Here is a 26,903-nt window from a genome sequence, read left to right on the forward strand (position 1 = left end):
ATGTAACGTTTGAATCATCGTTTGTTCATCGGCCCAAGCCATTTTTTTACGCATAAAAAGAGGGCGACTCCAAGCCCCACCCCTGCTTGGGTTCGCCCTCTTTAGTACGGCTAGAGCCGGGTCAGTCTGCTGAGACTAAAGTCGGCCTCGTATCGACATGCTTTGGGCCGCCCCTGCCGCCGCCGAATTACCAGCCGCGGGCATACTGCTTGGGAGACTGCAGCTCGACCCCGAGGCAGGCTGCCGCTCTTCTCGGCCAATAAGGGTCTCGCAGCAGTTCCCTGCCGAGAAAGATCAGGTCGGCCCGGCCGTTCCGCAAAATTTCCTCGGCCATTTCCGGTTCGGTGATCAGGCCAACGGCTCCCGTTGGGACATCCGCTTCACGCCGGATTTGTTCGGCGTAAGGAACCTGATATCCCGGGTAAACGGCCGGAGGACCATTCAGCACTGCGCCTGAGCTGACGTCGATCAGGTCTACTCCAAGCTCCTTCAGCCATTTGGCATAGGTTACATATTCGTCTGGCGTATCCCCTTCCGGGTGATAGTCATGGGCCGAAACGCGGACAAACAGCGGACCGTCCCAGACGGATTTTACCTCCTGAACTACTTCCTTAAGGAACCGAAAGCGGTTCTCCTGGCTACCGCCGTATTCATCTTCGCGGCGATTGCTCAGCGGGGACAGAAACTCATTGATCAGATAGCCATGAGCGGCGTGAACTTCAATCACGTCAAATCCGGCTTCCTTCGCGCGGCGAGCTCCATCCTTAAATGCTGCAATTGTTTCATGGATTTGCTGCGCGGTCATCGCCAGCGGCGTCTGGTAACGGTCATTAAACGCAATGGCGGATGGAGCGATAATCGGCTCCTTCAGTTCGGATTTGCGGCCCGCGTGGGCAATCTGGATGCCGACATGGGACCCCCCGGCATGAATAAGCCGTACGAGCTCCTGAAGCCCGGCAATATGGTCTTCACTCCAGATCCCCAGATCATACGGGGAGATCCTGCCCTGCGGAGTCACCGCAGTCGCTTCCACTATAATCAGCCGGCTTGCCCGACTGCCCGGGACGGATAGTGAATTTTGTGCCAATCCTGAACTTTGCCTGATCCATCTTCTACAGAGTACATACACATAGGTGCCATGACAATCCGGTTTTTGAGCGTAAGCTTCTTAAGCTGATAAGGTTCAAAAAGCACAGACCTTCACTTCCTTTGTAAATTTTCGGGATCCATACCACTATACTTCTTTTTTTCGTATATCGCAATATTTCAATATCCAAATAAAACGGCCCCTTTTCCAGAGGAAAAAAGACCGTCTGCTGCCTATTATTTGACCGCTACATAGAAAAGGCGCTGGGCCCCTGCTTCCGCGGGTATCCATTTGAAATCGGCATAGCACTTTACATCGCGGAATCCGGTGCGCACAAGCTCGGCCTTCATCCAGTCCGGGTCGTAAGCGCGCTGCACGTGAGTTTCTTCAAAGCGCTCGTAGAGGGCTGCGCTTTCCGCATGGCCGCCGGCCTCTCTGGCGAAGATCGACAGATGATGCTCGATCTCGCAGCGTTCCTCATCAAAATCGCAGGTCCAGATGTACGCGATCCGCGGCTCATCCAGGACAAAAGGCTGCTCTTCATCATAACGCCGCAGCGTGTCCGGATGATGCACGTCAAACAGAAATGTGCCGCCGGGCTTTAAACCTGCGTAGGAGCGGGCGAATACGGCCGAAACCTCTTCCTGTTCAAGCACGTAATTGATGCAGTCGCAAAAGGAAATGACTGAATCCACCGGCTCCGCCAGCTCCCACGAGCGCATATCCTGACGCACCCATCTGATGCTTCCCTCTCGGTAGAGCCGGTGTCCTTGCGCTGTAGCCTCCATCTTGCTTTGCGCCACAGACAGCATATCCTCCGACAAGTCAATACCGGTTACCTGGTACCCGGCATTCACGAGCGGAATCGTAATGCTTCCGGTGCCGCAGCCCAGCTCCGCCACGGTTTTCGGCCGGCCGTGCTTGTCCCAGGCCGCCTCGGCAAAGCCGATCCAGTCCGCGTAAGGCATATCTTCCATTAATTCATCATAGACATAGGCAAATTTTTGGTAAGCCCGCATGAAATGATTCGTCTCCTTTATCAGGGCGTGAAGTCTTCTCCCGCAGGCTGGCTTTCGCGAGGAGTGACTTTCATCCCGCTGTATCAGACGGCGGCCCTAGCTTTATTCTTCAGCCGAGCTCGAGCTCTCGCCCTGATTCACGAGATAAGTCCAGCTTTCTTTCTGCGTGATCTTTCCTTCACGCATCAGCTTGCCGAGGGCCCGCTTGAATGCCGCCTTGCTTATGCCGAAACGCTGCTTAATGATATCCGGAGGCGTCGCGTCTGAATACGGCATCGAGCGGCTGGGCCGCTGCTCAAGATAGGCAAGAATCCGGTCCGCATCCTCGCCCCGGCTTATCTCCTTGCGCGCCGACAGCGCGAGGTTGACGCGCCCGTCCTCCCGCACATGCGTCACGCGGACTCTGACGGTTTCGCCAAGGCGCAGCAGGCGCGGCCGTTCCGAAGCGTGAATCATCCCGATCGCTCCGAATCCGACAACCCCTCCGTCAACGATCACAAACGTCCCCATTTGAAGCGGTTTGTACACGATCGCGTCAAACCATTCATTTTTCCAGGACGACGGAGCATGGAAAGCCTTCGCCGCCAGCTCCTGTTCGCCCGCCAGCTTCGCTTTGAGCCTTCCTTGCTTATCCTGCTCCATAATGACATAGACCCGGTCCCCCACCTCGGGATGAAGCTCCCTCAGTTCTGGAAGCTCGCGGATCGGCAGGAGCAGCTGCCGTCCGAGTCCCATTTCAAGAAAACAGCCCAGGCGCGGATGAACATCCGCTACCTCGAGCAGCGCCAACTCTCCCAAAGTGAGATAAGGCTTCTTCATCGTCGCCGCCGGACGGTCTTCGGTGTCAAAAAACAGAAAAACTTCAACGACGTCCCCCGCCTGAATCTCTCGAGTCAGCTCCGAATAATGAAGCAGGATGTCCTGCCCATCGTCTCCGCGCAGAAAATAACCGTAAGGGGACACCTCGCGATCAACGGGCAGGGAAACGATAGTGCCTGCGATCAGACTCATACCATCTCCACAACTTTGGCGTCGGACCAAAGGCGTTCGATATTGTAATATTCGCGTTCATCGCGGTGGAAAACATGCACAATCACATCGCCTAGGTCCATCAAAACCCAGCGAGCCGAATCCAATCCTTCGACTCCGCGCACGTGTCCTCCCGCCTCGGACACCTGCTTGCGGATTTCCGAAGTAATCGCTTGAACCTGGGTATCGGAATTTCCGTGACAAATCACGAAGAAATCGGCGATCAGCGAAATACCCTTCAGATCCAGCGCTACAATGTTCATCGCTTTTTTATCATCAGCGGCCTTAACCGCAATATCGAGCAATTCTTTTGGCGAAACTGCCATTCAGTACCCTCCTAAAAAGTGATCGAGTCCCCAACGACCCGGCTTTGTTTCATCTGTTCTAACCTTTATCCTTGTTCTCCAGCCTCTCGGCCAGCTTGCCTGATCTGGGTGACCAAATCGTTTCGCGCCAGCACCGTCAGCGGAAAAATAACCTTGCGCTTTTCCAGCAGGAAGGAGATCGTGGAATCGAATCCTGCCACAAGCGCATCTTCAAGGTTATGTTTTGCCAGTTCGCGAATCGTATCCACTCCGGGAAAATTTCTTCCCGGCTCAATGTAATCGGCAAGACATACGATTTTATCAAGCAGGGACATCCCGACACGGCCTGAAGTATGGTACCTGATGGCATCCAGCACTTCCGGGTCCGTTACGCCGTAATCCCGTTTGGCTACAAATGCTCCGACTTCGGAGTGAAGCAGCTGTTTGTCGTAATCCAGCAGCTCCTGGGACAGCCCCTCGTCCTTATTGTCTTTAATAATATTCACCTGGACATCGATTGGCCAGTATTTGGCCACATCATGCAGCAGCGCGGCGAGATCCGCCTTTTGCGGATCTGCCCCAAACCGCTTCGCGAGCTCTACAGAAGCAGCCATGACTCCTTCGGTATGCTTCCAGCGTTTTTCCGGCATCTGTTCTGACACTGCCTTGATCAATTCATCCCGGGTATATTCCATAAACTCCACTCCTTAGCATGGACTCATACACGGCATCCGGTACCAGATAGCGGATGGACTTTCCTTTTCTCAGCCGGCTTCGAATCAGACTTGAAGAAATATCGACAAGCGGCATCTCCGCGAGCACGACGGCACTCTGAATAAAATCGGGCAGCGAATCCAGCTCCATCATGCTCCCGGGACGCTGAAGGCCGATAAAGGTCAGCAGGGTTACGAGCTCTTCGATCCCTTCCCATTTCGGCAAATAATTGACCATGTCCGCACCGATGATGAAATAAAAATCATGTTCGGGATAGGCCGCCCGAAGCTCCCTCATCGTTTCCACCGTATAGGAAATACCGCCCCGGCGCAATTCGATATCCAGCGGCAGAAAAGCGGGATTGCTTTGAGTCGCGGCCTTTACCAGTTCCAATCGCTGTTCGCCGCTTACACCCGCACGAGCCTTATGAGGGGGCAAATGGGAAGGCATGAACCATACTTCCTCCAGATCGTACTGATCCCTGGCCGCTTCCGCGGCCAGCAGATGCCCGATATGAACCGGATCGAAAGCGCCCCCCATAATGCCCACTTTTTTTCTGGAAACCATGGCATCAAAACCTTTCCTTAGTTAGGCAGCTCGATTTGTTTATGTTCGCGGGACTCCTTGTACAGCACGATCGTTCTGCCAATCGTCTGCACCAGCTCGGCTCCGGCGCCCTCCGCCAGCTCCGCTGCGATATCCTTCGGATCTTCCAGACAATTGTTCAGCACCGATACCTTGATCAGCTCCCTGCGTTCAAGAGCTTCCTCAATGTGTTTGATAATTCCTTCGTTTGTCCCGCCTTTGCCTACCTGGAATATAGGATCAAGATGATGCGCCTGGGCGCGTAAAAACCGTTTCTGTTTACCTGTTAACATGAACTTTCATGGCTCCATTTCCATTTAAAATCATAGCTTTATTATACCCCGAATTCCGCCAGAACCGCTTTTCGCATGACCGGAATTGGCGCAGGACGGCCGGTCCAGTACTCAAAAGCAAAAGCGCCCTGGTACACGAACATGCCGAGCCCCCCGTGGATCCGGCAGCCTTTGGATACGGCCTCCTGCAGCAGCAAGGTTTTCAAGGGGTTGTAAATCAAATCGCTGACCACAATTCCTTCCGGAATGAGCCCTACATCAATGGGAGTTTCATTTAGATTCGGATACATCCCTACAGAAGTGGTATTGATAATAATGTCCGCCCTGGCTGTATAATCCTTGATTTCCTCGAATCCGCAGGCGGTAAGCCTGCCAAAGGATTGCCATTCCCGGGCCAGCCGCTCGGCATTTTCCTTCGTGCGGTTGGCAACAATCACTTCGTCGGGGTTTTCTTTCAGCAGCGCCCAAATAATTCCCCGCGCCGCACCTCCGCAGCCGAGCACAAGCACTGTCGAGCCGGACAGATCCCCCGCCGCTTCTTCTTTCAATGAACGGATATACCCGATCCCGTCGGTATTAAAACCTTTTAAAAATCCATTGTCATTGACAATCGTATTGACCGCTCCGATGGCTCTTGCGTCCTCATCAACCGCATCCAGAAACTCCATCACATTCACTTTATGCGGTACAGTGATGTTGACGCCTCGAAATCCGAGCGCCTTGATTCCTTTCACAGCGGCTTCGAGCTGCTCAGGGCGGATATGGAGCGGTACGTAAGAGCCGGCAAGTCCAAGCTCACGCATTGCCGCTTCATGCAGGACCGGGGATTTGCTTTGTTTAATCGGGTCCCCCATCACGCCAAGCAAAAGCGGTCCGTCATCATGTTTAAGTATGTTCGATTCCAAATTCAATAACCTCCGTTGCTAGATCAGCGATTCGCGGACAAGAACCTTTACGCCTTTCGGAGCATGAATTGCGACGACAGCTCCCTGATCACTGTTCACTTTGATCCAGCCCAGACCCGAAATGAACACGTCCGACCGCGATCCCTTGGCGATCCGGAATTCGTGTCTTGTCCAGTCCGGCAGCTTCTCCAGATTCTCCTTTGACGGTGGCGAAAGCAGCTCTCCGGCATGGTCCGCAAACAGCTGATCCGCCCGCTCCAGTTTGGTCCGGTGAAGAGGAGCTCGACCGCTGACAAAACAAGTGAAGGACTGATACCCGGATCCCTGAATGAAATCAAACCGGGCAAAACCGCCAAAGAACAGGGTCTGTCCTTCGCTGAGCTGATAAACGGCCGGCTTCAGCGGTTTGTCTGGCAGCAGCACACCCAAATCCTGGGTATCCACCATTTCCGTATACCTTGAAGGATACATAATTCCCGGTGTATCCACAATGAATTTGCCGTCGTCCAGCGGAATATTGACCATATCCAGCGTCGTTCCCGGATAACGGGACGTAGTGAGCTCCTGGTCCAGGTCGCTGTAATCGCGGATCAGACGGTTAATGAGAGTCGACTTGCCGACATTCGTCGCCCCGACCACATAGACGTCCCGATCGCCCCGATGCTGGCCAATAATGTCCAGCAAACGGTCAAAACCCTGGTTCTGCTTGGCGCTGCACAGCACCACATCCTCGGCCTTAAGCCCCATGTCTTTAGCCTGCTTCTGCACCCAATTGCGAACTTTATTCCAGTTGGTCACCTTCGGCAGCAAATCGGTCTTGTTGACCGCAAGCAATACGGGATTATTGCCGATAAAACGCTGTAGTCCGCTGATCACACTGCCCTGAAAATCAAAAATATCCACGATGTGGATAACGAGAGCATCAGTCATGCCAATTTGTCCGAGCAAACGCAAAAATTCATCCTGATCCGGCGTTACCGAAGAGGACTCGTTGTAATTCTTGATCCGGAAGCAGCGCTGGCATATGACCGGCTCGTTCTGCAGCGCTTTCTCCGGCACATATCCCGGCTTGCCCGTATCTATCGTCTGCAGCCGGATTCCGCAGCCGCTGCAGCGCGGAAGACCGGAAGCTTCCTTAACTTTCGTCATTTCTTATTTTCCTCCCTGGGCCATAGTCCGGCTTTATGCAGCCGTCCTTTCACTATGCGTTCAAGCTGGCGGTTGATCCTTGTTCCAAAACCTTCATCCGTCACCGAAATCGGCAATACGAGCACTGTAAACAGCCCTCTTCGGTTTCCTCCATAAACATCGGTCATCAGCTGATCCCCGATCACAATCGTTTCCTCGGGTTTCAATCCCATCATGTTCATGGCCCGGTGAAACGGGGCACCAGAAGGCTTGCGCGCCTTGTATACATACTCGATATTCAAAGGGGTGGCAAATGCCGATACCCTTTTCAAGTTGTTGTTGGAAACGATCACGAGCTTGAAGCCGTACCTTTTAACATTCTCAAACCATGCCGCCAGCTTGGGCGTAGCCAGCGGATCCTTGGCGCCGACAAGCGTATTGTCCAGATCCGTAATAATGCCTCTGTAACCCTTGGCATAAAGATCTTCCAGATCTATGTCAAACACCGTATTTACCCGCAATTTGGGCATAAACTTTTCAAACAATCATGTCACCTCAGTTTCATACGACAAACTATACCATAATCCTGGATTATAGCAAACAAGAGCGGCCGGGCACTTGCCTGTACAAGAAAGCGCCCGGTTCCGTTCTCAAAACGCCGCTTTCCTATGCGATTCGCTGAAAACGAACTATCGGTTTATTCAGCCTTCTTTGACCGGCTTCGGCGCAGGGATTGCCGCAGCCGTTTGGAGAGATGGCGCGTCTTTATCCAATCGTCCTCATCCACGCTCCCTGTGCTGTACTTGGCTTGTTCAAACTGCTCAAGCAGCAGATGAAGCGATTCGGAGACCTCCGGCTGGTCTCTTTCCCATCGCAATACGGCTTCCCTTAGCGTCTCATGTGGAGCGCGGCCGTATCCCTGCCGCTTCATCTGTACCTGCCAGCGGCGCGCTTCCGCCACTACTTTGTCCGCAGCCGTCAGGCTTCGGCCATGCTTGATGCGAAGCAGCCAGAAATAAAGTCCGTTCCGGTACCGCCAAACCGTAAATGCGGCCCAAACGGCGATAATGCTGCCTGCGATCCAACCGATCAAGGCTGCGTTTAAATTGCTCCCCTTCGCCATATTGTCCGGTTGTACAACCGGGTCCTGCTCTTCCGGCTCGGGTTCTTCCGTCGCAACCGGTTCAGCTTGCTGTTCCTGAGCCGATGCATGGGTTGGAAGCGTAAAGCCCGGAGTTGCCTCAATCGGCACCCAGCCGTACTCTTCTCCGAAATAGACCTCAGCCCAGGAATGCGCATCCGCATTCGTAACCATATACGTCTGCTCAGAGCTCTGCGGAATGCCCGGATTCATCCGTTCCACAGCATCTACCGAGTTCAATTGCCCCGGTGCGTACCCTTTGACCCAGCGCGCCGGAATATCCAGCGAACGGGCCATCATGACCAGCGAGGTTGAAAAATAATCACAATAGCCTTCTTTGATCTCGAACAGGAAGCTGTCAACAAAATCGCTGCTCTTTTTCCGGCTGAGATCAGGCGTATTGGTATACGTATAATTTTCCGTAAGATAGTTCTTCAGCAGCGATACCTTCCCGTAGGGAGTGGTGCTTGACGCCGTAATCTGTTCCGCAAGCTCCTTCACGCGATCCGGGAAAGCTGACGGAATCTGCAGATACGATTCTTCATCCGGACGGTCTCCATACAAGTCGCTGAAGGTGGCCCGCTCCAACCGATCCGTTGGAATCACGGACACTTCCGAAACAACCGTGTACTGTCTTGGATAGCGATTGTTTCCCTGTTGACTGTTCGAAAAGCCTGCCCAATACATCTCAGCCCCTTGGCCGTTCCAGACCAGTCTGGGGTTTAAACCGGGCAAATCGGCTTCTTCTGGAATATCAATCTTCGAAATGGAGTAAGCGCCGAATAAAACGGGGTACGAACGGTTCGTCAGCATCGTAACCCGCTGTACTACCTGCTCCGTTGGCACCGTACCCTGCTGCGGATTGCTCACGCTTTCGCCCGAAGCAGTTCCCCTTAGTCCCAATGATTCGCGAGTGTTGTCCACCCAGCCCGTACCCGTATAATATTGCCGGGTTTCCCCACGCCAATAAGCGCGTGCATTCGAAGTAACATTCATCACGGGGCTGTTGTCAAAGTTGAAGCCGCCACCGAGATTGCTGTCATCCCGGCTGTATCCGGAAGAGGCGCTCGCTGCATTGCCGGATGTACCTGAACCCGTCGCCGAGGAACCGGAGACAATTCCTTCGCTGCTCCAGTTATTTTTCAGAAGGGAATAAGGGTCTTTCAGCACAGGATTAACGGTTGGCATGCTGACGCCAATCCACAGCACACAAGCAAATATGACCACAATGTTGCCGAATATTCGCAGAGGACTTTTTCGCAGCGCTTTCCAGCCCTTGGGGTGATTGAGTTCCATGCGCCGGAAATGATTGGTGACCAGCCAGCCCATGCCCGCAAAGACGACCCACGCTGTCTCTGTCCATAAAAAATAGGGTGTAAAAGAATCCAGGATCGTAAAAGCGACAAGATTAAGCCCAACGAATATCAAAACTCTGCTGCGCCGGTCGATAAGACGGACAGACAGTTCAAAAATAGCCCAGGCAGCCATTGTAAACCAAATATATGGGGATAAATGCTCGGTGAATTGCGCGAGTCCGCCTTGAAATCCGCTTCCCTCAGGAACGTAAACCTTGTAAATCATAAGAATCCGCGCATGAATGAAGATGATAGCCGCAAACTTGACAATCCAGCGCAGCGCTATCCCTACCGGAAAGAATTCGGCGCAAGCGGTAGCCACCAGCGTATAAAGAACGAGCACGGATGTTTCATCATACCACATGGGCAAGGTAAATCTGTACCATTGGTAAGCAATAATAAACAGCCAGATTACGGTCGCCAAATAATACCAGGAACGAGACATCTTCCTTAACGTCTTCATATCCGTCCACCTCCCATCGCCGTAGGCAGCTCCTTGAGAGACGTAACATAAACCCCGCGTATGCTCTGCTGTAAAGGAAGGTTTTCCCGCCCGTCAGCCTGCACGCCTTGAGCCTGCACACCGTGAGCTGAACCCCCGATTTCAACATGATAAGGGGTCATCTGCCGCTGTCTGGCCCAGGAAAGCACATCCAGGCTCTGCTCACCGGTGTTCGGACTGATGTAAACAAAAAGAATGCCCGGTTTGAATGCATGCTTCTTCGTCTCCAGCCGCTTTCGGTTATTGCCGTATCCGGCCGGATTCAGATCGACCAGATGGTAGATCATTTGCTGACGGTGGGGCAGTGTGGTCTCCGGTGGAAAAATAGTCGGCTTCTCACCCAGCGTACACAGTCCCATGCTGATCCCGTTGCGTTCTCCGTATGCCAGCAGCGAAGCCGTCGTTGAGACGGCCAGCTCGAACTGTTCCTTACCGGCATAGCTTGAGCTTAGCCCGTCGAGCACAAGCATCGTTCTCGGCATGGATTCATGCTCGAATTCCTTGGACTTCCAAGTACCGGTTTTGGCTGTAGCGTTCCAATGAATCCGGGACATCCGGTCCCCATATACATAATCCCGTACACCGCTTAACTGCGTCGTCTCACGGCGGGAATAAGCTTGTATCGTTTCCGGACCGGCCATTCGAAAACCGCGGTCAAACAGATGCCAACGCGGAATATAAACCGTTCGAGGCAGAACCTGAAACCCGCCTGGTACGAAAATGGTCCGCTTATGCTCCACAAGTCCGAAAATGTCTTCATAAATCAGTTCCGTATCCGCAAAAGTATATTTGCCGCGTTCAAGCGGCGGCGTTTGAAAGGCCAGTCTCCCTCCTGAACGGACATTCGGGATGACACTTTCTTCGAAAGACCAGGATTCTCCGGTATGTCTTTTCAATACTTCGCGGACAATGACATAAGGGACCGGCAGAAATCTGGGAGGCTCCATATGAAAATGGATGCTTACCTGGCTGCCGGCCTGGATGGAACCGCGTTCTTCCGCTACGGAAAGAGAACGGGAGCCTTTTGTTTTCAGCATCGTTCCAAGTGCGCCAAACAGCCAATAAGCGCATAACAGCGATACCATAACAAACAGCATAATCGATGTTTTGCCGCCCTGAAAAAGCACATACAGCAAGCAAATTCCCCAGACAAAAGCAAGGAGCCTCCGTCCTGAAAGCTTCCTTTTCTTGTTAAAGGGTGCAAAGTGAAACCGGGGCATACGGGTTAACGCTCCACGGACACAGGCACCTGCACCTGTCCCAGAATGGACTGCAGCACTGCCCCGGAATGAGAATTGTCCAGTCTGGATTCAGGACGGAGCAAAATCCGGTGGCCAAGCACCCAAGGAGCGAGCTGCTTAATGTCATCAGGAAGCACAAAATCCCTGCCGCCCAGAAAGGCGTATGCCTTGACCGCGCCCAGAAAGGCGAGGGAAGCCCGCGGGCTTGCTCCCAGCAGAACAGCTTCATGCTCCCGGGTGCTGCGTACAATTTCCAGCAAGTATTCCGTCACCGCATCGCTGATGTGTACCTTTCGGATTTCCTGCTGGATTTCGGCAATCCGGAACATGTCCGTTACCGGCGTCAAGGCATCTGCCGGCTGTCCGTACTGGTGGGAGAGCATCATGATTTTTTCGGTATCCGCATCAGGATACCCCATCGTAATTTTGATCATAAAACGGTCAAGCTGCGCTTCCGGCAGTATGTAGGTGCCTTCAAAATCAATCGGATTTTGGGTGGCGCACAGCATAAAAGGATGAGGCAGCGGATAAGTAACGCCGTCAACGGTTACTCCGCGTTCCTCCATTACTTCCAGAAGGGCGGATTGCGTCTTGGTTGTCGCCCGGTTAATTTCGTCGGCAAGCAGGATATTCGTCATGACAGGCCCCGGACGAAATACAAACTTCTCTTCATGGGGATGATAGATGGATACTCCCGTAATATCGCTCGGCAGAATATCCGGATTGCACTGAATCCGGCGGTACTCTCCATTCATGGACCTTGCCAGCGCTTTGATCAATTGGGTTTTGCCTGTTCCCGGCACGTCTTCAATAAGCACGTGTCCTCCCGCCAGAAGAGCGGTAAGGAGCAGCTTGATTTCAAACGACTTGCCCAGGATACAGGATTCCAAGTTCTTTCTTACGGCGGATATTACAGCTATTGATTCAGGGTTCAAGGGCATGTCGGCATCCTCCCATATCAGCTTGATCGAATAGAATATAATGACTTTCATGATGTGAGAAACAAAACTGCTGGATAAACAACAGTTTCTCTTATTATTGTACATGATAAAGGAGTAAGAAGTACATGTGACATCTGCTTTAAATGCGCCATAATCTTCCATGATATTACAGAGGCACACAAAGAAGCCCCCAGTCACGCCAAAGTGCGTGGTTCTGGAGGCTTCTTTTATTGTGGAGAATTTCAGCCCTTGGGACGAACGACAAGCGCGGCAAGAAACGAGAAGATGATCGCCGAGGATATGCCTGCGCTAGTGACGTCAAATATCCCTGTAATGACGCCAACCCAGCCGTCGCGATGCAGCTCGCTCAAGGCGCCGTGAACCAGCGAATTACCGAAGCTTGTAATCGGAACGGAAGCGCCTGCTCCTGCAAATTTGACAAGAGGCTCGTACCAGCCGAAGGCATCCATGATGGCACCGCCTACAACCAATGCGCTCATCGTGTGCGCCGGAGTAAGTTTGGCTACATCAAACAGCAGCTGGCCGATGACGCAAATCGCCCCCCCGATAATAAATGCCCACAAAAATATCATTTATAATCCCTCCTTTTCTATTGCAACCGCATGCGCGATGCATGGAATCGACTCTCCCTGCTGATAGGACAGCGGCGACAAAAGCGCTCCTGTAGCTACAATCAGCACACGGTTAAGGTCTCCTTTTTGGATCCGCTTCAGGATATGACCGTAGGTCACGACGGCTGAGCAGCCGCAGCCGCTGCCCCCGGCAAAAACGTAAGGCTGCTTCCCCCGGTCATAAATCATCAGCCCGCAATCCTGAAAATCGGTCTGATCCATGAAAGTACCATCCTGTTTCAGAATATCCTTCACAATAGGCAGGCCTACTGCGGCCAAGTCCCCCGTTACGATCAAATCGTAATCTTGCGGAGTTTTCCCTGTGTCCCGAAAATGGGCCACAATCGTATCCGCCGCGGCAGGGGCCATCGCCGCCCCCATGTTGAACGGATCGGAAATCCCCAAATCCTGAATTTTTCCGATCGTGGCATGCGTTACTCGGGGGCCGCTCCCCTTTGCGGAAACGACAGCGCAGCCGGAACCCGTGACGGTGTACTGCGCCGTCGGCGGCTTTTGCGAGCCGTATTCCGTCGGATACCGGAACTGCTTCTCCACCGTACAGTTATGGCTTGCGGTGCCTGCCAAGACATACCCCGCGTTGCCGCTGTCCACCATCAGGGATGCGAGGGCAAGGCTTTCCATCGAAGTCGAGCAGGCCCCGAAGACACCCAGGTATGGAGCCCCGAACGTCCGTGCGGCAAATGAAGCGCTGATGATCTGGTTCATTAGATCGCCGCCGACAAAGTACTGCAGCTGTTCTTTCGAGATGCCCGCTTGCATGATCGCTATGCTGCCGGCATGCTCAAGCAGCTTGCGCTCGGCTTTTTCCCATGTCGTCTCGCCCAATTCCAGGTTGTCGAATACATAGTCGAAATCAGCCGCAAGGGGTCCTTTTCCTTCATCGGGCCCAACGACCGCAGAAGATCCGATAATGGCCGGCTTCGAGGAAAATTCCCAGGTCTGAGAGCCGATAAGCATCACAAGTGCCTCACTTGAATGCCGAATATGGCGTATATAACACCAACAATAAAGGCGGCCACGACCCCGAATACGATTACCGATCCGGCCAGCTTGAACATGTTGGCTCCGACGCCGAGCACCAGTCCTTCCGTGCGGCTTTCCAGCGCGGACGAGCACATGGAGTTGGCAAATCCCGTTACCGGTACGGCCGAACCGGCCCCTGCCCATTGGGCAATTTTATCGTATACGCCCATGGAGGTGAGGATAATGGAAAGAATAATCATCACGGCGACTGTAGGATTGGCAGCCTCTCTTTCGGTCATGTCAAAAACCGCTTTGAAAAATTCCTGAACCGCTTGACCGATCACGCATATGACTCCTCCCGCCAGAAACGCACGAACACAGTTGGCGAAGACATTTCTTGAGGGCTCGTGTTTTTTGGCGATTTGCTTGTAGTTCTTGGCATCAAGCGATAAGGAGTTAAGCTTGACTTTCGACCCCGGTCTCGTTTTGGTTCCCATAACTGTATCCTCCTTTGCAGCAATATGATTTTCTCCGAAGTTATTATCTGTTTATTGGCCTAATGTTATGTTTGTTAAATGATCCACCCGGTAAAAAATATGGAAAAAAAACGACTCACCCGCTTCGGAAGGTTTCCCTTGATCCGAGAGGTGAGCCGTTTCATTGACAATAAATACATGAATTTATACATATAGCAATTGCAAAATAATAACAAGCAGAATAAACAAAATACAGATCAATAGCCACTGCCTTTGGTTGTTCTTCAGCATACCAGCGCCTCCGCTTTTCGTTAATCAGGCCTGTGAGTATATTATGCACGCGAGTTCGCTATGGTGTCTCATCAAAGGTGAAAAGGCATAATCATGCCCCGGCAATCAGGGTGCAGCCTGAAAGTCCTCGTGTCATGGACAAGACTTCGTTCTTGGTTCATACTAGACTAGAAGAAAGGAGAGTACATAATGGAACAGAAAACATTGGAACTTTTCAAGCAGCTAACGGAGTTTTCGTCCGTCTCGGGATTTGAAAGGGAGCTCCGCGGATTTGTGAAGCAGCAGATGTCAGCCTATACGGAGGAATTCGTTCAGGATCGTCTGGGCAGCCTGTTCGGCGTGCTGCGCGGCGACGAGAACGGTCCAAAGGTCATGGTTGCGGGGCATATGGACGAAGTCGGATTTATGGTGTCAGGCATCAGCAATAATGGCATGATTTCGTTTCAGCCGCTCGGCGGTTGGTGGAGCCAAACGGTGCTTGCGCAAAGACTCCAGATTATAACACCAAAGGGTCCCGTAACAGGCGTTGTCGGGTCTATTCCACCCCATTTGCTGGACGAGTCCCAGCGCAACAAGCCGATGGACATCAAGCTTATGTATCTGGATGTCGGGGCGGACAGCCGGGAGGAAGCGGAAAGCTTCGGCATCGGTCTCGGGATGCAAATCGTACCGATTTGCGAGTTTACCCCCCTCTCGAATCCAAAGAAAATCATGGCCAAAGCGTGGGATAATCGTTACGGGGTCGGCCTGGCTATCGAACTGATGGAAAAGGTACACAAAGAAAAGCTTCCTAACGTGCTTTACTGTGGGGCAACCGTTCAAGAGGAACTGGGCCTCCGTGGTGCCCGTACGGCAGCCAATCTGATTCAGCCCGATGTATTTTTTGCGCTTGACGCAAGCCCCGCCAACGATATGACCGGCGACAAGCAGGCCTTCGGGCGTTTGGGAGACGGTGCGCTGCTGCGGATTTTCGACCCGACCATGCTGACACACCGCGGTATGGTGGAATATGTTCAGGATACGGCTGAAACGCATAAAATCAAATACCAGCATTTCATTTCCAGAGGCGGAACCGATGCCGGGCAAGTGCATCTTAGCGGAATCGGCGTTCCATCGGCGGTGATTGGCATCTGCTCCCGCTATATTCATACTTCTTCGTCGATTATCCATACGGATGATTACGCGGCGGCCAAAGAACTGCTCACCAAGCTTGTACTCGGCCTCGACCGAACAACGCTCAATACCATTCTGGAGCGGGCTTAAAAAGGAAGAGTTTCATAGCAGCAAATATTCCCCGTAAAGTGACGAGAAAGCTCTGCAGCTTGAACCGGTTGCTTTGCGGGGAGCTCCTAGTTTTTATAACCCCCAAACCCCGGATTGTCGTGCAGGCTTCGGTAGTTCGGCGCCTCTTTTGGCGGTTAATATTTGTATACGCTTTTATTTTTTTGATATTTCCCTCCATTTACCTCTTGCTTTCCATTCAGGACCTAAATCAGGAAGAAGAATTGACTCATAAATATTCCCCGTTTGGCGCAAATTGGAATCTTAGGTGCAACTATTTGGGACACTTCCTCGTCAAGAGATTGACTCCTAAAAATTAACCAATAAGAGGTGATTTGGAAAAATGAAATCCTTACGCATGCTGCTTCTGACCTTCCTCCTTCTCCTGACGGCAGCTGTCCCGGCTTGGGCCTTCTCGGATACGCAGTCCGATGAAAATGCCGCGAAAATCGATTCTCTTAAGGATGCAGGCATTATTAGCGGAGAACCCGGAGGGAAATTCAATCCGCAGGGAAGTCTCTCCTATGCCTCCGGCGTTTCAGCCATCGTCAAAGGCCTGAAATTAAACCTTGACGGCTACAAATTTATTCGGCCGCCGAAGGCGAGCGACTCTTTCCCTAACGTGAAAGATGACGCCTGGTATTCGAACGCATTCGTAATCGCCAGCGTCAATGGTCTGGGTATTCCAAAGAATGTTCAGCCAAATCAAGCCATGTCCCGCGAGGTATTCGCGCATTTGCTGTCCCAGGCGATTAACAAAACCGGAATCTATCCGACCATCCTGAAATTTACGGAAATCAAGGACGGCCCATCTATTACGCCGGCTTATTCCAGCAGTATTCAGCATCTGCTGGGTATCGGAATTTCCTTGCTGGACAAGGACGGTAATTTCCTGCCTAAAAAGGCGATCAGCCGGAGCACCTCCGCCGGGTGGCTGTTTGACAGCATTGAATATGTAAACAAAATGAAAGAATCAGAGAATGTTCCCGTTCCGGGAAAGGATCCCCTTTCGCAATACTCGGTCTCGACAGTAAAGATCAATGACAAGATTTCGGAGGTAACCATCACTGCACAGGCGCCTACTCCCGGTTACTCGCTGAAGATCAGTTCGATCCAGTTCAAAGGCGATCAGGCTGTTATTTATACCACAGTGACAAAACCTGATCCCGGCAAGATTGTGGCGCAGGTCATCACCGAAGTGAAAGTCACAACCTATATTTCGTCAGCTTTTGCACCTGTGCTGGGAAATGCCAGCGCCAAATCCGGGGTTAAATAAGCAAAGGCAAACGGCCATTTGGCCGGGCCTTGACCCTTGCTGCATTCAGCCGAGTGAGCAGCAAAGACAAAAGGCAGTCCAAAACCTGAAACCGTTTTGGACTGCCTTTTTTGTATGGACTATGGACTAACGCGCTCTATCCGGCGAATTACCTAAAGGCCTATCGATGAAGAATCCGCTGTCCGTTTCCGGCGGGCCTGGCGAAAGAAAAACAGCAGCAAAAGCAGAAACATGATGACAAGCAGCGAGCATAATGTAAAAACAGTGCGGTATCCGCTTAACCCCGCTTGTCCGGCCGCCTTCGATAAGGCCTGATTCGAAAGCAGCGCGCCTGCGGCCGCCGTGCCGAACATCATGCCCAAATTTCGCGACAAAGCGAGGAGGCTGCTGATGAGCCCCATATGGCTTGGCGGTGTGCGGCTCATCACAAGGCTGTTGTTCGGCGAGGATATCATCCCCATCGCTGCGCCCATCAGCACGATCAGCACAACGATTGCAGCCGGCGGAAATGAAGGTGACAGAAAGCCAAGCGCGGCCAGCGACGCCGCCATAACCGTCATGCCCCCGGCCATCCAAGGAAGGGGGCCATTCTTATCCGAACGGCTGCCGCTCAGCGGAGCGGACAGAATAAGTGCCAGCGGATAGCCCATCATGATCAGCCCTGTTCCCGCTGGACTGACGCCGAGCTGTGTTCGCAGAAACACAGGCAGCAGGAGCTGAACCGCAAAAGCCGACATGTAGCTTGCTATCGTAATCATAATCCCGGTATTGGAGCCGGGATCGCGGAGCAGCTCGGGTTTGATGAACGGTGTTCTATCGCCGCTCTTCCCGGCCCTTTCTTCCGCATCCCCCCATCTTGGAGACCTGCACCAAAGGGCAAATGCCGTCATCCCCGCGCAAAATAACAGTAGCAGAAGCAGAGTTGCCGGGGAGGTCCATCCCCAGCGGCTTCCTATGCTGAGCGCCGTTACCAGGCCCGTCACCGCCGCGGCAAACAGCGCCGCCCCGGTCAAATCCAGACCGGCATGACCGCTTTGCCCGTCGCGGGGAATAAGGCGCTGCGCCAGAAGCCACGCTACCGCTGCAACGGTGGCCAGAAGCCAAAAATTCAATCGCCAGGAGAACCACTCGATGAGCAAGCCGCCCAGACTGGGGCCCGCCATCGACCCTCCAGCCACAAAGGTGCTGATCAGGCCAAGCGCTTTGCCGCGCTGATGGTTCGGAAACACCGAAACGATCAGCGCCATGTTCGTTGCCTGATACATGGAAGCCCCCAGTCCCTGGACCATCCGAAAAACAACCAGCAGGCCGAAGGAAGGAGCCCACGCGCAGCAAAAAGCGCCAAGCATAAAGATGAAATATCCGGCATTGTGAATCTTTCGTTTTCCAAGCGAATCCCCAAGCTTCCCCATCACGGGCAGGCAGACCGTAATGACGAGCAGATAGACAGTAATAACCCACTGGGTTGGCCCGATGCCTGTCCCAAAGTCAGCGGCGATATCAACAAGGGCAATGTTGAACATGCCTGCCGACAGATTCGACAGAAACGCTCCGAGACAAATGATATAGGGAACTAGAAACCGCGCATGCTTCCCTGTAGTTTCCCGGTAACCGATCAGCGCAGGGCTGCCGCTTTTCGGCTGTATTCCCACGCTTGAATGACCTCTGGTGTATCTGTCACCGTACCGAAGTACTCCTCAATATTCTGGAGTGTCATTTCATGCGCTTCCCGGGAATACGAAGCACAGGCATCCTTCAGAAGAACGATATGATAATCCAGCATAAAGCCGTCGCGGGCCGTTGACTCTACACACACATTAGTGCTTACTCCCGTCACCACAAGCGTATCAATCTGAAGGGTGCGCAGTACAGAGTCCAGACGCGTATTCACAAAAGCGCTGTAGCGATGTTTGTTCACTATGAATTCCCCTTGCTCCGGCTGGACCTCGAAAAATTCCGCTCCCCAGCTCCCCGTACGGCAAACCGCCGCGGATTTCCCGGCCGACCGGGTAGCCCAGGCTTCCGAGTCCGTAGCCTCTTCATGAAAAGTCTGAATGAAGATGACCGGCACTTTCTGCTTTCTGGCTTCTGCCAGCAGCCGGTGCAAATTCGGCATCATGTCTCTGACCCCGCTGACATCTGCTCCTCCCAGGCCCAATGCCCCTTCCGGATGGCAGTAATCATTTTGAACATCGACTACCAGTACCGCGGCTCTACGGCCAAGGATCAACTCTTCCAATGTTATCATCCAGGTTCACCCCGTCAGTTCATTATTTGCCTTGATTGACAAACTGCATGTCCACCAAATTCGCATAGCTGTAATCACCGGTGAAAATTCCGGTTTTGATCATAACATCCATATCCTGGTTGACGGCTGCCTCGGAAATTCGGGCGTCCGGGCTCCACAGGTTGTCCGCATAAGCTCTGCCCAGCGCTGCCTGGACCGCTTCATCAGTAAGCGTAGGGAACTCGGCTTTCAAATCCTTCTTGGCCAGTTCCTTGTCGGACTGAACCGCTTTGAGAGCTTCCAGAATCGCGTTCGCGAATTTCTGTACCGTTTCCGGGTCCTTTTCAATCGTAGATTTCTTGACGCTAAGCACCGAATATGAGAAATCCCCCAAATCATGAAACTTGTAAAACGGCTCTTCCCACACCCCTTTGGAGATGCCGTCGCTTACTTGCGGCTCCGCTCCATTTGCGATATCGGCCGCTCCCTGCTGCACCATGGTCACTACAGTGGAAGCGTCCGCGGGCTCCAGCAGCGTCACATCCTTTTCAGGATCGAGTCCAAGGCTGATCAGGAAATAACGGGTCAGCAGATTAGGCGTTCCTCCATGCCGACCTGCCGCAATCTTTTTACCTTTGAGAAACGCCTTCAGATCCTCGGGCGAACTGCTGGCTGGTGCCATTCCCTTCTTGGCCACCAAATAGACATTCGCCCGGTTGACCACATTTGCGATCGACACGATCGGATCCGAGCTGTTTCGGCTGGCCAGCGCATTGGATTCGACTCCCCCGATCACTCCCCAGGCATCGCCGCTGACAACCGCAGTAACGTGGGCGCCTCCTGCTGCCTGTATAACCTCTACATCCAGTCCTTGTTTGGCAAAATATCCTTCACGCTGCGCTACATACAGCGGAAGATACCCGGTAGAATGCAGCGGCTCGGCGATAACGATTTTCTTGAGCTTGCCTTCCGCAGCAGCAGCGTCAACCGTCCCCGGCTCCTTTTTGCTACAAGCGGAAAGCAGACCTGCCATCATGGCGAGCACAAGCAGAAACGGTAAAATGGCTCTCTTGTTCCTCATCATACGATTCCCCTTCTCCCTTTCTTTTGGTTAAATGAGTTTCATTTACTTGACAAACCCTTTGGACAGCCATCTTTCCAGCAGGACAACGCCCCAGTACATCAACATGGAAAGCAGCGAAAGCACTACAACCCCAACCCATACCAGATTGATATCCAGAATGGTGCCTGCATACATAATCATCCGTCCTACTCCTTGACTGGAAGCGATAAATTCGCCCACGATCGCTCCTGCCAAAGCCAAAGCGATATTGATTCTAAGGCTGCTGATCATCCAGGGCATGGACCAGGGAACAACCACCTTGACGAACACCTGATGTCTTTTGGCGCCAAGGGAATACATCAGCTTTTCCATATCCGGATCTACACTTTTGACCCCGCTGTATGCGGAGAGCGCCGATACCACCACGGTCATGGAGAAGGCGAGTGCCACTTTGGAAAAAAAGCCGATGCCCAGCAAAATGACCAGCACAGGAGCAAGCGCCAGCTTGGGCAGTGCGTTGAGTATGATCAAATAAGGCTCGCTGATGCCGGCATACGATTTGGACCACCAGAAGGATAAACCCAACAGGGAACCGAACAGCGTCCCCGTTATAAAACCGATGATTGTGGACCCTGAAGTATAGGCGATATCGCGAAGCAGCGTTCCCTGCGTCATTTGCGTCCAGGTTGTCCGCAGTATGGCGCTTGGACTGCTCCAGTAGTATTTGTCTAGCCAGCCATAACGGGTAAACAGTTCCCAGACTACGAAGATCATGACCGCCACAGCCAGGCGGCCAAGCGCAATGCGGCGGGACCGTCTCTTGGCTGCCGTCTCCTCATCCTGAATAAGCGGCGCAGCTTCAGGGCGCCTTGCAGGGCCGGCTGCAGGTTCAGCCGCTTTTACGGTGTGGACGACAAAAGCATCGTGACGTGCGGTTTCCATCATCTATTCCTCCTTTGCACCTTAAGAAATTTGCTCCCGATCATCATGACCAGCCGACAATAAATCCATCAAGTGATGCTTCAGCTCCATGAACGCGGGGGAAGTCATATCCTCGGTCTTTCTCGGGCGCGGCATCGTAACCGTAATCTTTGCTTTGATCCGGCCCGGCCTTGCCGAGAACACATAAATATCGTCGGACAAGTAAATAGCCTCATCAATGTCATGGGTTACAAACAAAACCGTTTTGCCGAAATCCTCCCAAATCTGCAGCAACCAGTTCTGCATCGTAAGCCGGGTCTGTGCATCGAGAGCGCCGAAGGGCTCGTCCAGCAAAATAATATCCCGGTCATACAGCAGCGTTCTGAGCAGCGCAGCCCGCTGCCGCATGCCCCCTGACAGTTCCTTCGGGTAGTGCTTGTCAAAACCTTTTAAGCCGTATTTCTCCATCAAAGGGAGCGCCCTCTTCACGGCTTCCTTGTAAGGAACCCCTTTCACCTCCATGCCGAGGATGATATTGTCCAAAATCGTCCGCCAAGGAAGGAGCATGTCCTTCTGCAGCATGTAGCCCACATATCCGGCCTTACCGACAATGTTCTCCCCGTCAGCCAGCACCTTGCCGGAAGAAGGCGGGATCAACCCGGCAATAATGTTAAACAGCGTGGATTTGCCGCAGCCGCTCGGACCGATAATGCTGACAAAGCGCCCTTCTTCAATCTGCAGATTGGTTTCCTGCATAGCCGGGATGTCTTCGCCGTTTCGCCGAAACCATTTGCTGACACCCGAAATCTCGATTTTGTGCGTCAACCCTTTCTCCTCCTTTAAATGATGAAATGGATTTTTCTCAAAAAAAGCCAAAAAATGGTACAAAAAAATCGCCAGTCTAGTCCACTGTACGCGTATGCTCAAAGGCACCCTGCGTCAGGTCCAAACTGACGATCGATCGGCTCTCCAACAGAAGCCCGCTCAAACTGAATTTGAACGTGCTCCTTAACGGAGTTCCGATAGTTCATTCAGATAACACTCCACGTCACGCTCCAGAAAAATGATCGTACCGGACAATTCGGTCTCCGTATCATAATCTTTGAGTATAGTGACGATATTCAATTGAAACTGCTCTTCCAAAGCTTGCTTGATTTCTTGCTTGAATAACTGAAATAAAAGATGGTCCAGCTGTCGGGTGGAAAGAGGGTAGTTCGCATCCAACAGCTTCAAGACCGGTACTCTGCTGTTCTTGGAAATGATCACAATCTTATTGCCGACAAAATCAACTTTCTGCTGTTTTACACCTACGTTAAACAATTTCTGGTTTATCGTATTGTAAATCCTCAGAAGGTCCTGCTTGAATTCGCCTGCGGTTGTCATCATCCCCCACATCCCTCATGTCAGGAAATCTCCCGCAATAACGGGTGTGTTCTAGCAAACTGCTTCGTATGTGTTTTATTATAGGCAAAACACATGTTAAGTCAATAGTTTTTTCATTAAAATCCAAGGGTAAAAATCATATTGTGTAAAGTAACATGACACTTGATGGTCCATATTTTAAAGGTTGTTTGGTCGTTTGGTCAATTTGAAATAAACGGATATTTGCGAATGAACTGCGCATCTGAAATTTGCTTTAGAATAAATGCCGCAATGTCAGCGCTCCGCATCTTCATCCCTGGCATATCCGTCTCGTTCACTTTGATTTTCCCTGTGGCAGGTCCATCGGCTACGAACGGAAGTCTTACCAATGTCCAATCGGCATTGCAATTCCGAAGAATATCGAGCTCTTTGCGTTTGTCTTTCATCATCGCTGGATAGAGCAGGGGAAATATAGCTGCTCCGATCCGGTTTCCTATTGATTTGCGGTCTCCGGGCGCGTTCAAAGAACCGCCTGTAACCCCGATATACCGCTGAATTCCTGCCTCTTTCATCAACAATAAGATTTGCTGAGTAACCTGGCTGTAAATCGGAAACGGTTCTCGGTTAGGCTGACCAAAAGAATTAATGACCGCTCCGCACCCCTCAAGTGCTGCGGAAACTGCCTTTGAATCCTTGGCATCTCCCTTCACAACCTCCAACCGATCATCTGAAACAGTCACCTTCTCCGGATTCCGGACGAGCATGCGTACAGGGTACCCCTCCGCCAAAGCCTGCTTGACGATATAGCTTCCGACCTTGCCCGTCCCCCCGATGATGGCAATTTTCATTTTTTCATGTTCCATTCATATCGCTCCTTAACCGTATGTAGAAGAAATCTGGATCCTATTTCGATGCCCCGATCGGACATCCATTTACAATACCATAAATCACAGCGCCGAGAACTTTTTATTTCAACCTATTCCCTATATTTCATGACCATAAAGTGAGGCCCGCCATGGTTGTCATTACCGTCCTGTTCCTGGCGAACTCGTTTTGCATGCCTTGATGTAGCGAATAGGCTTCCAAAGAAAAAATCGCCCTTTGGGATTGGCGAGAAACGGACCATCTCCAAAGGAGCGATTGTTTGCTTCAAAACAATTTAATAATAATATCTGTTTCTTCTGCGGAACACGCGCAAATTCACAATCTGGTAAACGAGCCAGACGACAGACACGGCCAGCATCATGTCAAAGCAGACATTGAACATAAACAGATGCTTGCCGATATCGGCCTGGCCATCGCCCAGAATCGGGATCAGGAAGCTGAACAAGCCGACTAGCCCGATCAGCATCAGCAGCTCGTTCCGGATCCGGCTCGGGGTGTCCCAATAACGGATGTATTCAATGATAGCTATCAAATAATAGACGACATAGAACAGAACGATGAACAGCAGCGATCCCGGCATATACTTGCTTTTAAACTGGCTCCAGGCGCTGTAGGTGTAGTTCAATGCGCCGGCTGGCTTATTTTCGCTCTTGGTATAAGAGCCCAGATAAGACGGACGAATGCTCATGCCGTTCTCCGCGGCATATTCCATTATGGAGATCAGCCTGGACGGATGCTTCAAGTAAAAGAACAACACGTCTTTGTGCGATACCCGGTCATAGAAATCCGCTTGCAGCGAAGGATCATCCTGCTTGATCGCCGTCCCCGGCTGAAAATAGTTGGTTCCTGCCAAAACCGACAGTCTCTCGGGCAGTCCCAGCTCCTTCAGGTCGCCGTTAACGTCGGGAGAACCGTTCAGAATTCCGTAAAAAACCGTTTGGTACAGATTGATATGCTTGAGATCCTTAGGCGCCACTGCGTAGAGGATAACCGAGATCGCGCAGAGCGACACCGACAGCCACATCGTCAGCCTGCGCCATGAAAAATCATCCCTCAGCTTCATGAATCTGAGCCCGATCAGGGCAAAAGCAATGCCGACCGGAGCGTTCTGAATCTTGGATGTCGTCAGAAAGAAAACCGCGATAAAGAACAGCCAAAGCACCTTTTTGGAGGGCCGTTCCTGATGGGCAAGCCATAGCCCGAAACCGATGGAAAGCAGCATGAACACAAGCGATACCGGCTCGCCGAATAGCGAATTGAAGTAAGCCAGATAGCCGATATCATAAAATACAAGCAGCAGGCAGAGGGCCAGCACGACGGCTGCCACTCTTGAACCGTATTTATTGGCCCGGATCAGCACCCAGGTGGCCGCAAGCAGCAGCAGGCCGTACAAGGCTCCAAGCATCCGGATATCAAAGGCCGCAGGATGGAACAGGCTGCCGATCAGCCGTGCGGCGGCTACAATTAAAAGCTGTGATGAAGGATAGAATCCTCTGAAGAAAGAATCATAGGCAAAATACTGGTGGGCAAAGCCGAAGAAACGGTCTTCGTAGCTTTCGGCCCCGTCATAATAATTCAGTCCGATCGAATTCATGATCCGCAAAAAGTCGCCGTTATCGGCCACCCCTACAAAAGGCTTGGCAAAAAGTATGTATACGATCATGCATAATCCCGCCAGGACGGCAAAAGTCTCGATATTCAGCCATTTTCTCATCATGTGCCGGATCCCTCTCTTTCAGACGGCTTCGGGACTTCCGGCGCTTTGGCCGGTCCTCCCTTCACCATAAAAGTAATCTTTTTCTGCCCGATATAATTGAGCACCGTGTACAGTCCGCTGCCGATTAATGCGGCCGCATTGTCCTTGAATCGCTCGCTCACACCAGGCATGACCAGAACGACGCCTTTGTCGGCTATAAGGGCTGCCAGCCAGTAGGCTGTAAAATAGCAAACCGCCGTTATGATCATAAACTTCCAAACTGTTTGTCCGATACTCGCGCTTGAACGGAAGGTAAAGCTTTTGTTCATAAAATAGCTGTTAACCGCTCCGACCGCGTTTCCAATCAAGGTTGATGCCCAGTAGTTGAGCCCAATAGCATTTAGGCAGAGAAAAGTGACGGTCAAGCCGATAATGGTATTGATCACACCCACTATAATAAAACGGATTAATCCGCTTTGAAACAAAAGCTTCAGTTTAGCGCTCATAGGTTGTCACCTTTTCGGATTTCACGGCTGCCGCGCCTTTTGCCGGGAGATGCTGTTCAATGAGATACAGCGGTCTGCTCTTCACTTCTTTGTAAATCTTGCCGACGTATTCCCCGATCAGCCCCAAAGAGATCAGCACCATGCCGCCGATGAACCACACCGACAGCATCAGCGATGTCCAGCCGGTAACCGTATTGCCTGCCAGCTTGGAAATCAGGGCATAAATGCCGACAACCAAACTGATGCCGAAACACAAAAAACCGGACCCGGTGACGAACCGGATCGGCTCCACACTGAGCGACGTTATGCCTTCAAGCGCGAAGTTGATCATCTTCTTCAGCGGATATTTCGACTCACCCGCAAAACGCTCCAGCCGGTCGTAATAAACCTCCGTCGTCTTCAGGCCGATCAGCGGCACGAGGCCCCGAAGGAACAGATTGACCTCCCTGAATTTGGACAAATGCTCCAGCGCCGTACGGCTCATAAGCCGGTAATCCGCATGGTTGTATACCACCTTGAGTCCCATCTTCTTCATCAGCTTGTAAAAGCCGAGCGCCGAGTTCCGTTTGAACCACGTATCGGTATCGCGCTTTCTGCGCACCCCGTAAACGATCTCATACCCTTCCCTGTACTTCAGCACAAATTCACGAATAGCCCGTACATCGTCCTGCAGGTCGGCGTCGATGGAAATAACGCAGTCCGCACGGTCTTTCGCCTGCATCAGCCCGGCCAGCAGCGCATTCTGATGCCCCACATTGGCCGCCAGCTTCAGGCCGGATACCCAGGGGGACCGGTCATGCTGCTCCTCAATCAGCTCCCAGGTACGGTCGGAGCTTCCGTCATTTACAAACAGCAGAAAGCTGTCCTGAGAGATCAGCTCTTCCCTCATTAGTCCTGTCAGCACATCGCTGAGCTGCCGGACCGTCTCTTCGATGACAGGCTCCTCGTTATAGCAGGGAACGACGATTCCCAGCTTTGGTCTTTGCCGATTCATAGTGTAACCACCCATTTTCCTCACTTCCCGCTTGGTCGCATGTCGAAGCAGCCCCGGGCCTTTT

27 protein-coding genes and 1 pseudogene are annotated in these 26,903 nt (G+C 52.2%); 2 read left to right on the top strand and 26 right to left on the bottom strand.

Features of this window, described 5'->3' with window-relative positions:
• Nucleotides 1-187: 187 nt before the first annotated feature.
• The 16 genes and pseudogenes from namA to spoVAC all read right to left on the bottom strand — a co-directional run bounded on the left by namA (nucleotide 188) and on the right by spoVAC (nucleotide 14,358).
• Nucleotides 188-1,140 (bottom strand): annotated as a pseudogene (gene namA / locus K7397_RS06800) (NADPH dehydrogenase NamA).
• Nucleotides 1,141-1,323: 183 nt separating this feature from the next.
• Nucleotides 1,324-2,106: a class I SAM-dependent DNA methyltransferase gene (locus tag K7397_RS06805; protein WP_223067193.1), complete on the bottom strand. Its 783-nt coding sequence runs from the start codon at nucleotides 2,104-2,106 to the stop codon at nucleotides 1,324-1,326.
• A gap of 102 nt (nucleotides 2,107-2,208) precedes the next feature.
• Nucleotides 2,209-3,117 carry a CvfB family protein gene (locus tag K7397_RS06810; RefSeq protein ID WP_223067194.1) on the bottom strand — a complete coding sequence of 303 codons (909 nt, stop codon included), beginning with the start codon at nucleotides 3,115-3,117 and terminating at the stop codon, nucleotides 2,209-2,211.
• Nucleotides 3,114-3,461: a ribosome silencing factor gene (gene rsfS / locus K7397_RS06815; protein ID WP_223067195.1), complete on the bottom strand. Its 348-nt coding sequence runs from the start codon at nucleotides 3,459-3,461 to the stop codon at nucleotides 3,114-3,116. Before rsfS ends, K7397_RS06810 begins: the two co-directional genes overlap by 4 nt.
• 65 nt (nucleotides 3,462-3,526) lie before the next feature.
• Nucleotides 3,527-4,135 carry a bis(5'-nucleosyl)-tetraphosphatase (symmetrical) YqeK gene (gene yqeK / locus K7397_RS06820; RefSeq protein WP_223067196.1) on the bottom strand — a complete coding sequence of 203 codons (609 nt, stop codon included), beginning with the start codon at nucleotides 4,133-4,135 and terminating at the stop codon, nucleotides 3,527-3,529.
• Complete coding sequence (locus K7397_RS06825) at nucleotides 4,116-4,721, bottom strand: nicotinate-nucleotide adenylyltransferase (protein ID WP_223067197.1); 606 nt, start codon at nucleotides 4,719-4,721, stop codon at nucleotides 4,116-4,118. The genes yqeK and K7397_RS06825 overlap by 20 nt, the downstream gene beginning before the upstream one ends.
• A gap of 17 nt (nucleotides 4,722-4,738) precedes the next feature.
• Nucleotides 4,739-5,032: a ribosome assembly RNA-binding protein YhbY gene (gene yhbY, locus K7397_RS06830; protein WP_223067198.1), complete on the bottom strand. Its 294-nt coding sequence runs from the start codon at nucleotides 5,030-5,032 to the stop codon at nucleotides 4,739-4,741.
• 41 nt (nucleotides 5,033-5,073) lie between these two features.
• On the bottom strand, nucleotides 5,074-5,937 hold the full coding sequence (gene aroE, locus K7397_RS06835; protein ID WP_273545583.1) for a shikimate dehydrogenase: 864 nt from the start codon (nucleotides 5,935-5,937) through the stop codon (nucleotides 5,074-5,076).
• A gap of 18 nt (nucleotides 5,938-5,955) precedes the next feature.
• Nucleotides 5,956-7,086: a ribosome biogenesis GTPase YqeH gene (gene yqeH, locus K7397_RS06840; RefSeq protein ID WP_223067199.1), complete on the bottom strand. Its 1,131-nt coding sequence runs from the start codon at nucleotides 7,084-7,086 to the stop codon at nucleotides 5,956-5,958.
• The gene (locus tag K7397_RS06845; protein ID WP_223067200.1) at nucleotides 7,083-7,610 is read right to left on the bottom strand and encodes a YqeG family HAD IIIA-type phosphatase; all 528 of its coding nucleotides are present in this window, start codon (nucleotides 7,608-7,610) and stop codon (nucleotides 7,083-7,085) included. The genes yqeH and K7397_RS06845 overlap by 4 nt, the downstream gene beginning before the upstream one ends.
• 152 nt (nucleotides 7,611-7,762) lie before the next feature.
• The gene (locus K7397_RS06850; RefSeq protein WP_223067201.1) at nucleotides 7,763-10,024 is read right to left on the bottom strand and encodes a transglutaminase TgpA family protein; all 2,262 of its coding nucleotides are present in this window, start codon (nucleotides 10,022-10,024) and stop codon (nucleotides 7,763-7,765) included.
• A complete protein-coding gene (locus tag K7397_RS06855; RefSeq protein WP_337926691.1) occupies nucleotides 10,021-11,190 on the bottom strand; it encodes a DUF58 domain-containing protein in 1,170 nt (389 codons plus the stop codon). Before K7397_RS06855 ends, K7397_RS06850 begins: the two co-directional genes overlap by 4 nt.
• Nucleotides 11,191-11,288: 98 nt before the next feature.
• The gene (locus K7397_RS06860) at nucleotides 11,289-12,245 is read right to left on the bottom strand and encodes an AAA family ATPase (protein ID WP_223067203.1); all 957 of its coding nucleotides are present in this window, start codon (nucleotides 12,243-12,245) and stop codon (nucleotides 11,289-11,291) included.
• A 242-nt stretch (nucleotides 12,246-12,487) separates the two neighbouring features.
• Nucleotides 12,488-12,838 carry a stage V sporulation protein AE gene (gene spoVAE, locus K7397_RS06865; RefSeq protein ID WP_223067204.1) on the bottom strand — a complete coding sequence of 117 codons (351 nt, stop codon included), beginning with the start codon at nucleotides 12,836-12,838 and terminating at the stop codon, nucleotides 12,488-12,490.
• Entirely contained in the window at nucleotides 12,839-13,855 is a 1,017-nt protein-coding gene (gene spoVAD, locus K7397_RS06870; protein ID WP_223067205.1) for a stage V sporulation protein AD, read from the bottom strand. It lies immediately after the preceding gene.
• The gene (spoVAC, locus tag K7397_RS06875) at nucleotides 13,855-14,358 is read right to left on the bottom strand and encodes a stage V sporulation protein AC (protein WP_223067206.1); all 504 of its coding nucleotides are present in this window, start codon (nucleotides 14,356-14,358) and stop codon (nucleotides 13,855-13,857) included. Before spoVAC ends, spoVAD begins: the two co-directional genes overlap by 1 nt.
• A 459-nt stretch (nucleotides 14,359-14,817) precedes the next feature.
• Between spoVAC and K7397_RS06880 the strand changes: the two genes are divergently transcribed.
• A complete protein-coding gene (locus K7397_RS06880) occupies nucleotides 14,818-15,891 on the top strand; it encodes a M42 family metallopeptidase (RefSeq protein ID WP_223067207.1) in 1,074 nt (357 codons plus the stop codon).
• Nucleotides 15,892-16,252: 361 nt separating this feature from the next.
• Nucleotides 16,253-17,185 carry an S-layer homology domain-containing protein gene (locus K7397_RS06885; RefSeq protein WP_223067208.1) on the top strand — a complete coding sequence of 311 codons (933 nt, stop codon included), beginning with the start codon at nucleotides 16,253-16,255 and terminating at the stop codon, nucleotides 17,183-17,185.
• Nucleotides 17,186-17,337: 152 nt separating this feature from the next.
• Here K7397_RS06885 and K7397_RS06890 read toward each other — a convergent pair whose 3' ends face one another.
• The 10 genes from K7397_RS06890 to K7397_RS06935 all read right to left on the bottom strand — a co-directional run bounded on the left by K7397_RS06890 (nucleotide 17,338) and on the right by K7397_RS06935 (nucleotide 26,839).
• Nucleotides 17,338-18,837 carry an MFS transporter gene (locus K7397_RS06890; RefSeq protein WP_337926689.1) on the bottom strand — a complete coding sequence of 500 codons (1,500 nt, stop codon included), beginning with the start codon at nucleotides 18,835-18,837 and terminating at the stop codon, nucleotides 17,338-17,340.
• Entirely contained in the window at nucleotides 18,801-19,433 is a 633-nt protein-coding gene (locus tag K7397_RS06895; protein WP_223067209.1) for a cysteine hydrolase family protein, read from the bottom strand. Before K7397_RS06895 ends, K7397_RS06890 begins: the two co-directional genes overlap by 37 nt.
• A gap of 22 nt (nucleotides 19,434-19,455) precedes the next feature.
• Entirely contained in the window at nucleotides 19,456-20,493 is a 1,038-nt protein-coding gene (locus tag K7397_RS06900; protein ID WP_223067254.1) for an ABC transporter substrate-binding protein, read from the bottom strand.
• A gap of 45 nt (nucleotides 20,494-20,538) precedes the next feature.
• Nucleotides 20,539-21,417: an ABC transporter permease gene (locus tag K7397_RS06905; protein WP_223067255.1), complete on the bottom strand. Its 879-nt coding sequence runs from the start codon at nucleotides 21,415-21,417 to the stop codon at nucleotides 20,539-20,541.
• Between the two features lie 21 nt (nucleotides 21,418-21,438).
• Nucleotides 21,439-22,221: an ABC transporter ATP-binding protein gene (locus tag K7397_RS06910; protein ID WP_223067210.1), complete on the bottom strand. Its 783-nt coding sequence runs from the start codon at nucleotides 22,219-22,221 to the stop codon at nucleotides 21,439-21,441.
• Nucleotides 22,222-22,404: 183 nt separating this feature from the next.
• Nucleotides 22,405-22,782, bottom strand: a complete 378-nt coding sequence (locus K7397_RS06915; protein WP_237690733.1) for a Na-translocating system protein MpsC family protein — start codon at nucleotides 22,780-22,782, stop codon at nucleotides 22,405-22,407.
• A gap of 197 nt (nucleotides 22,783-22,979) precedes the next feature.
• Nucleotides 22,980-23,621, bottom strand: a complete 642-nt coding sequence (locus tag K7397_RS06920; protein WP_223067211.1) for an NAD(P)-dependent oxidoreductase — start codon at nucleotides 23,619-23,621, stop codon at nucleotides 22,980-22,982.
• A 296-nt stretch (nucleotides 23,622-23,917) separates the two neighbouring features.
• Complete coding sequence (wsfD, locus tag K7397_RS06925) at nucleotides 23,918-25,360, bottom strand: glycan biosynthesis hexose transferase WsfD (RefSeq protein WP_223067212.1); 1,443 nt, start codon at nucleotides 25,358-25,360, stop codon at nucleotides 23,918-23,920.
• Nucleotides 25,357-25,845, bottom strand: coding sequence for a GtrA family protein (locus tag K7397_RS06930; RefSeq protein ID WP_223067213.1), 489 nt, complete (start codon nucleotides 25,843-25,845; stop codon nucleotides 25,357-25,359). Before K7397_RS06930 ends, wsfD begins: the two co-directional genes overlap by 4 nt.
• Nucleotides 25,835-26,839, bottom strand: coding sequence for a glycosyltransferase family 2 protein (locus K7397_RS06935; protein ID WP_223067214.1), 1,005 nt, complete (start codon nucleotides 26,837-26,839; stop codon nucleotides 25,835-25,837). The genes K7397_RS06930 and K7397_RS06935 overlap by 11 nt, the downstream gene beginning before the upstream one ends.
• Between the last annotated feature and the right edge of the window lie 64 nt (nucleotides 26,840-26,903).

The sequence above is a fragment of the Paenibacillus caui genome, from assembly GCF_019904135.1.
GTDB classification, from domain to species: Bacteria; Bacillota; Bacilli; order Paenibacillales; family Paenibacillaceae; genus Fontibacillus; species Fontibacillus caui.